This window comes from Actinosynnema sp. NPDC023658 (genome assembly GCF_040639995.1).
Taxonomy (GTDB): domain Bacteria; phylum Actinomycetota; class Actinomycetes; order Mycobacteriales; family Pseudonocardiaceae; genus Actinosynnema.
This window is the reverse complement of the sequence record NZ_JBFAAX010000332.1, coordinates 1-6,379: the sequence shown is the minus strand read 5'-3', so window position 1 is coordinate 6,379 and position 6,379 is coordinate 1. Positions and strand designations below refer to the sequence as shown.

At 70.4% G+C, this 6,379-nt stretch carries 3 protein-coding genes; 1 reads left to right on the top strand and 2 read right to left on the bottom strand.

Annotated elements, in window-relative coordinates:
* Positions 1-155: 155 nt before the first annotated feature.
* Together AB0G02_RS25595 and AB0G02_RS25590 are read right to left on the bottom strand one after the other, a co-directional pair.
* On the bottom strand, positions 156-1,955 hold the full coding sequence (locus AB0G02_RS25595) for a glycoside hydrolase family 6 protein (protein WP_360798183.1): 1,800 nt from the start codon (positions 1,953-1,955) through the stop codon (positions 156-158).
* 370 nt (positions 1,956-2,325) lie between these two features.
* Positions 2,326-3,336: a LacI family DNA-binding transcriptional regulator gene (locus tag AB0G02_RS25590; protein ID WP_360798181.1), complete on the bottom strand. Its 1,011-nt coding sequence runs from the start codon at positions 3,334-3,336 to the stop codon at positions 2,326-2,328.
* Between the two features lie 469 nt (positions 3,337-3,805).
* Between AB0G02_RS25590 and AB0G02_RS25585 the strand changes: the two genes are divergently transcribed.
* The coding region (locus AB0G02_RS25585; protein WP_360798179.1) for a family 43 glycosylhydrolase at positions 3,806-6,379 on the top strand (2,574 nt) is incomplete at its 3' end.

The window sequence follows — 6,379 nt, the reverse complement described above, 5'->3', positions numbered from 1 at the left end:
CGCACTCGAACTCGACGGGTCGACGTAGAACGCCGAGCCGGCCGCCTGGGCGGTCCCCCCGGTGCTCACCACCAGGGCCACGGCTCCGGCCAGCAGTGCGCCGGAGAGGACGCACGCGGCTGTCGCCTGCTTCTTCCGCTTCATGGTCGCTCCTCTTACAGGGCCGGGTAGGCGTTCTGGACCAGGGCGGTGAAGCCGGCGGGGAACCACGAGCCGGCGTGCGGTGCGCCGGCGAGGGCGCCGGTCAGGTTGCCACCGTTGGCCTGGTTGTCGCCCCGGTAGGCCGGGTCGCACATCGGGTCGTGCTGCTTGCCGTCCTCGTTGGGACCGTCGGTCTTGGTCGCGATGCCGTCCGACTCGCCGGGCGGCTTGATCCACACGTAGGCGTCGAAGCCCGCCCGCGGCGCGGCGGTGGGCCGTGCCCCGAGGCCGGCGCCGCTCTGGTTGCACCAGTTGCCCCGGTGGTACCTGCGGTCGACGCGACCGGAGTTCACGTAGGCGTCCGTCGTGGAGCCGGTCGCACCGCTGGGCCGGTTCGCGCCGCCCCACCCGTTGCGGGAGGTGTCGACGAGCATGCCGATGCCGCTGGGGAAACCGGCCGCGATGAACCGGTTCCGCATCTCGGTGTCGTAGTCGGCCTCGTCGAAGAACGGGTTCCACTGGTAGTAGGTCGCCGCCTGCACCTGCTGGCCACCGACGTTCAGCGTCGGGTCGGGCAGGTTGACCTCTTCGGTCGGCGTGTAGTTGGCCAGGTTCGACACGAACCCGTCCACGCTGTTGACGCCCCTGGTGGTGCCCTTCACGACGTTGGTGATCAGCTGCACCGCGGGGCCCATGTTGGAGTTCCAGCCGAGCCAGCCCGAGTGCGCGATGTCGAGGTAGTTGTAGACGTTCGGGATCGCGCTGAGCTTGTTCAGGGCGTACTGGATGCCCTGGACGTAGGCGCCGCTGGAGTTGGCCTCGGCGCACTTGGCCTTGCCCAGGTTCGTCACGAGGTTGGGCAGCGAGTCGGGCTCGACGATGGCGACGATCCGCAGGTTGCGGTACTTCGAGTCGGCCATGATCGCGGCGATGGGGTCGATGTACTCGGACTTGTACCGGGCCAGGCCGTTCTGCGACACCTGCAGCTCGCCGTTGGAGGCCAGCGCGGCGCAGTCGCGGTTGGGCAGGTCGTAGACGACGACCTGGATCACCACCGGCGTGCCGGAGGACGCCTGCCGCACCGCCTCGTCGAGGTGTCCGGTCAGCCCGCGACCGGCGGTGATGGCGCCGATGCGGTCCATCCACACGGCGGTGGAGTTCTGGGCGACCTTGCGCATGGAGGTGCCCAGCGCGCCCCCGGTAGCGTCGGCCAGGCTGGTGACGTTCGCGACGTAGTCCGGGTTCAGGTAGCCCTTGGCGCCGGCGTAGGGGTTGCCCGCGCGACCACCCGGGTTGTCCTCGGTGGTCGTCGTCGTGGTCGTCGTGGTGGTCGACGTGCTCGTGCTGGTACTGGTGCTCGTGCTGGTACTCGTGCTCGTGCTGGTACTCGTGCTGGTCGGATCACCGCCGCACGTGACGCCGTTGAGCTTGAACGACGTCGGCGCGGTGTTCGCGCCCGAGTACGAGGCGTTGAAGCCGAAGTTCACGGACCCGCCGCCGGGCACCGACGAGGCCCAGGCGGGGTTCTTCACGCTCACGTGCCGACCCGACTGGGTGTAGGTCGAGCTCCAGGCGTTGGTGATCGCCTGGTTGCCCGGGAAGTCCCACTCCAGCGTCCACCCGCCGGAGATCGCGTCGCCGAGGTTGCCGACCGTGACGTTGGCCGTGAAGCCGCTGTCCCACTGGTTGACCCGGTAGTCGACCGAACAGGCCGGGGCCGCGCTGGCGGAGGTGCTCGCCAGCGTCAGCAGCCCCGCGCACAGGGTCAGGGCGGCGGCAGCGGCGCCGCCGCGTGCCAGGTTCGTTGTTCTCATCCGATGTCCTCGCAGCGTCGTTGCTGTGGTGCGGTGGGATCACCGCCACTTTGGGAGCGCTCCCAGACGTGCCCGCTCGACAGTCTCGGTGTCATTGGTCCGGGGATTCGCGAATAACGGTGGTCGCGCCACGAATCGGTTCCCCGCACAGGGGACCGACTTCGAGTCAATCTAGCCACGGGCCCGAGGGCCAGTCAATTGTCCGGCCGGCTAAAAATGAAGCCCCGCGTTTTAGCCGTCACCACGGCCTGAGCAGCGGGTACGCTCCGTTCCGAAACTATTTCGCATTGCCGGAACGACCGATCCCCGTCGCGGAGCGATGCGCGGGAAAGCTTAACCGGTTTTTCGCAGGTGTCGGCAGCGTCCGCGCTCAACGCGGGCGTCGGACGCTGTTCCGCGGAATGAGCGTCGGGATGGACGTGCGCCGCGTGTCGCCCACCGGGTTCCCCTCGATCTGCGTCATCAGCAGGTCCAGGGCATCGCGGGCGACGGCGTCGAAGTCGGGCCGGATCGTGGTCAGCGGCGGGATGAAGTACGCGGCCTCGGGCACGTCGTCGAAGCCCACCACGCTCACGTCCTGCGGCACCCGCCTGCCGTGCTCGCTCATCGCCCGCAGGATGCCGAGCGCCAGGTGGTCGTTGGCCGCGAAGATCGCGGTGACCTCGGGCATCCGGGCCAGCATCTGCCCCGCCCGGTACCCCGACGCGGCGCTCCAGTCGGCGGGCACCACCGGCGGCACCTCCGCCCCGGCCGCCTCCAGCGCCGACCGCCAGCCCTTGATCCGGCCCGCGCTGTCGAACCAGTCCGGCGGACCCGACACGTGCCACACCGTGCGGTGACCCGCCTCCAGCAGGTGCTCGGTCGCCGCGACGGCGCCCGCCTCCTGGTCGATGGTGACCAGCGGGGTGGAGCGCTCCGAGTCGCCGTCGACCATCACCAGCGGCACGCCGGGAGGGACCGCGTCGACCGCGTCGTGCACCGATGCCGTCGGCGCGATGACGACGATGCCCGCGACCCACTGGTCGCGGTGCCGCTCCAACGCCTTCGCGATCGACGCGTGGTGCAGCACGTTCACCCGGTGCGTGGTCACCACGAACCCCGCCGCCGACGCGACCTTCTCGAACGCCACCAGCAACGAGGCTGGCCCGCACAGGGTCGTGTTCTGGGCCACCACCCCGATCAGCTGCGAGCGGCCCGTGACCAGCGCGCGGGCCACCCGGTTCGGGCGGTAGCCCAACTCCTCGATCGCCGCCTGGACCCGCAGGCGCGTCCGCTCCTGGACGTACGGGTGCCCGTTCAGCACCCGCGACACCGTCTGGTGCGACACCCCGGCGAGCCGGGCGACGTCGGCCATCGCGGGCACACCGGATGTCTTCCCCACTACCGTCCAATCCGCGCGGCACTGGACCGGTCGACCGGCCACGAAGTCGATGGATGACAACGGCGCGAACGACGACCGCGACAGCGGCCGGCGCACCGAGGCCGATCGACTCTGACCAGCAAGTCAATGTAGCCAGGCCCTATTTGGACAGTCAACGCATCCACGAGCTAAATCTCGGCGCACGATTTTTTAGCGCCGCGCAAATGTTTCGACCGGCCCGCCGCGCGGGCGGTGAAAGCCCTGGTGGAACCCCTATGTGCACGGCTCCGCGACCGAGGGGCGCCGCCACCCCCGGAGAAGCGGTCTTGACACTCAAGAACGTGATCGCCAACACTGATCGGGCCCGAATGTTAACGATCACATGTCCGGTTCACCTGCTTTTCCGCTGCCGCTGCGAATGCCTCCCCGCCGTCGGATCGCGGCGTGCCCGAGTCCGACACCGCCCCCTTGTGGACCCCTGGAGCCGTGCATGCCCCCGACCGCCTTCCCCGGCTCACGCGAATGGCGTCCCGGCCGGTTGCGGACCGCCACCTCGATGATCGCCCTGGTCGGTGCGGCCCTCGCCTCCGTCGGCGTCCCGGCCCGGGCGGCGGACGATTGGACCCCCGTGTCGTCGTACACGTCCACCGATCAGGGTGACGGCACCTACTCCGTCCCCCTGGTGAACTCCGACGTGCCCGACGTCGGCGTCGAGCGCGTCCCGGCGAGCGAGAACGACGAGGGCCGCGACGTCTACTACATGATCAGCACGACGATGCACCTGAGCCCCGGTGCGCCGATCATGAAGTCCTACGACCTCGTCAACTGGGAGATCGTCAACTACGTCTTCGACCGCCTGGGGGTCGGTGACCCGTTCTCGTTGCGCAACGGCCAGAACTCCTACGGCCAGGGCCAGTGGGCGTCGTCGCTGCGCTACCGCGGCGGGAAGTTCTACGTCGTCTTCAACACCAACAACCTGGGCGGCTCCTACCTCTACACCACCGACGACATCGAGGACGGCGCGTGGAGCCGGCTGCCGCTGGGGCGCGCGTTCCACGACCCGTCGCTGTACTTCGACGAGCGGGACGGCGGCACGCCGTACATCTTCTACGGGTCCGGGTCGACCAGCGCGGTCCGGCTGAGCGACGACCTCACCCGGGTGGTCGCGGAGTACCCGAACATCCTGCGGCCCGCGGACTACCCGGGATCGCCGTTCCTGGGCGGGCTGTTCGAGGGCGCCCAGGTGCAGTACATCGATGGGAACTACTACGTCGTGATCATCACCTGGCCGCCGGGCCAGGGCCGCCAGGTGGTGCTGTTCCGCTCCCCCGAGCTGCTCGGCCGGTACGCGACGGCCGACGGCGCCAACCCGTACCAGGCCCGCGGCGCGCTGAACTCCAACGGGTTCGCGCAGGGCAGCCTGGTGCCGATCGCCCGCGACGGCGGCCGGACCGACTGGTACGGCATGTTCTTCCGCGACTCCTTCCCGGTGGGCCGCATCCCGGCGCTCGTCCCGGCCACCTGGCAGGACGGCTGGCCGACCTTCGGCGACCACGGCGTCGTGCCGGTGAACGGGGTGTTCGACAAGCCGATCAGGCTCAGCCCGGCGCAGGAGGCGCTGGAGCGGCAGAAGAGCCTCGTCGCCTCGGACGACTTCGCCAACGACGCGCCGCACAAGGCGTACGCGGACGAGGAGTGGACCATCCCGGCCCCGCCCGACGTCGACGAGTCGCTGCTCGGCGTGGAGCTGCTGCGCAACCCGGGCTTCGAGTCCGGTGGGGTGTCGCCGTGGACGGGTCAGTTCGGTGCGCGGCTCGCGCTGGACGGGACGGACCCGGCCGCGGGGACGGCGGCCCTGAGGGTCGGCAACCGGACCGTCAACGGCTCGGGGCCCGCGCAGTCCCTGGACGGGGTGCTGCAGCGCGGCGTCACGTACGCGGTGTCGGCCAGGGTGAGGTACGCCGAGGGACCGGCGAGCGTGCGGTTCAACCTCGTCGCGGACTGGGGCGCGGGCGTGCAGGTGATGGCCGCCGGTGACGTCCCGGCCGGTCGGTGGACCACCGTCTCCGGTCGGTACACCGTCCCCGCGACGGCCGAGACCGCCAAGGTGAAGTTCGCGGTCGAGACCCCGTGGGCGAACCCGCAGCCGCCCTCGTCCGCCGTCGAGTACCTGATCGACGACGTCTCGGTCGTGGGTCAGCCCGTGACCACGGAGTACCCGACCCGGGAGGAGATCGCGCCGAACGGCTCCCGGCTGGGGCTGGAGTGGGAGTGGAACCACGCGCCGGACAACCGGTACTGGTCGCTCACCGACCGCGAGGGCTGGCTCCGGCTCACCGCGGGCAAGGTCGTGACCGGCGACTACACCTACGCGAAGCTGGCGAACCGGGCCGAGCTGACCTGGTTCGAGGAGGCGCGCAACACGCTGTCGCAGCGCACGTTCGGGCCGAAGGGCTCGGCGGAGACGAAGCTGGACTTCTCCGGGATGCGGGACGGTGACGTCGCCGGCCTGGCGATGTACAACCGCGGCTTCTCCTACGCGGCGGTGAAGCGCGTGGACGGGCGGAACACGCTCGGCGTGGTCAACCGGGTGCAGCCCTTCCCCGCCACGTTCGACCAGGCGGCGGCGGAGAGCTTCGTGCCCGGCACCGAGGTGCCGCTGGGCGACGCCACCGAGGTCCACCTCAAGGGTGACGTCGAGTTCGCCGCCCCGGCGGGGCAGGGCTGGACGACCTTCCACTACAGCCTGGACGGGCGCACCTGGCACCGGTTGGGCGACCGCGTCGGCCCGCAGACCCTGGACGGCAGCCTGGCGCACTTCATGGGCCACCGGTGGGGCCTGTTCCACTACGCGACCCGGCAGGCGGGCGGGCACGTCGACTTCGACCACTACCTGATCAGCGACACCCTGACGGCCGAGGGCAAGCCGCTCGACACGACCGCTTTGGACGCGGCGATCGCGCACGCGGCCACGCTCGACGAGCACCACTACCCCGCCGACGCGTGGGCCGCGATGAAGGCCGCGCTGGGCAGGGCGCAGGCCGCGCGGGCGTCCGCGCCCGGC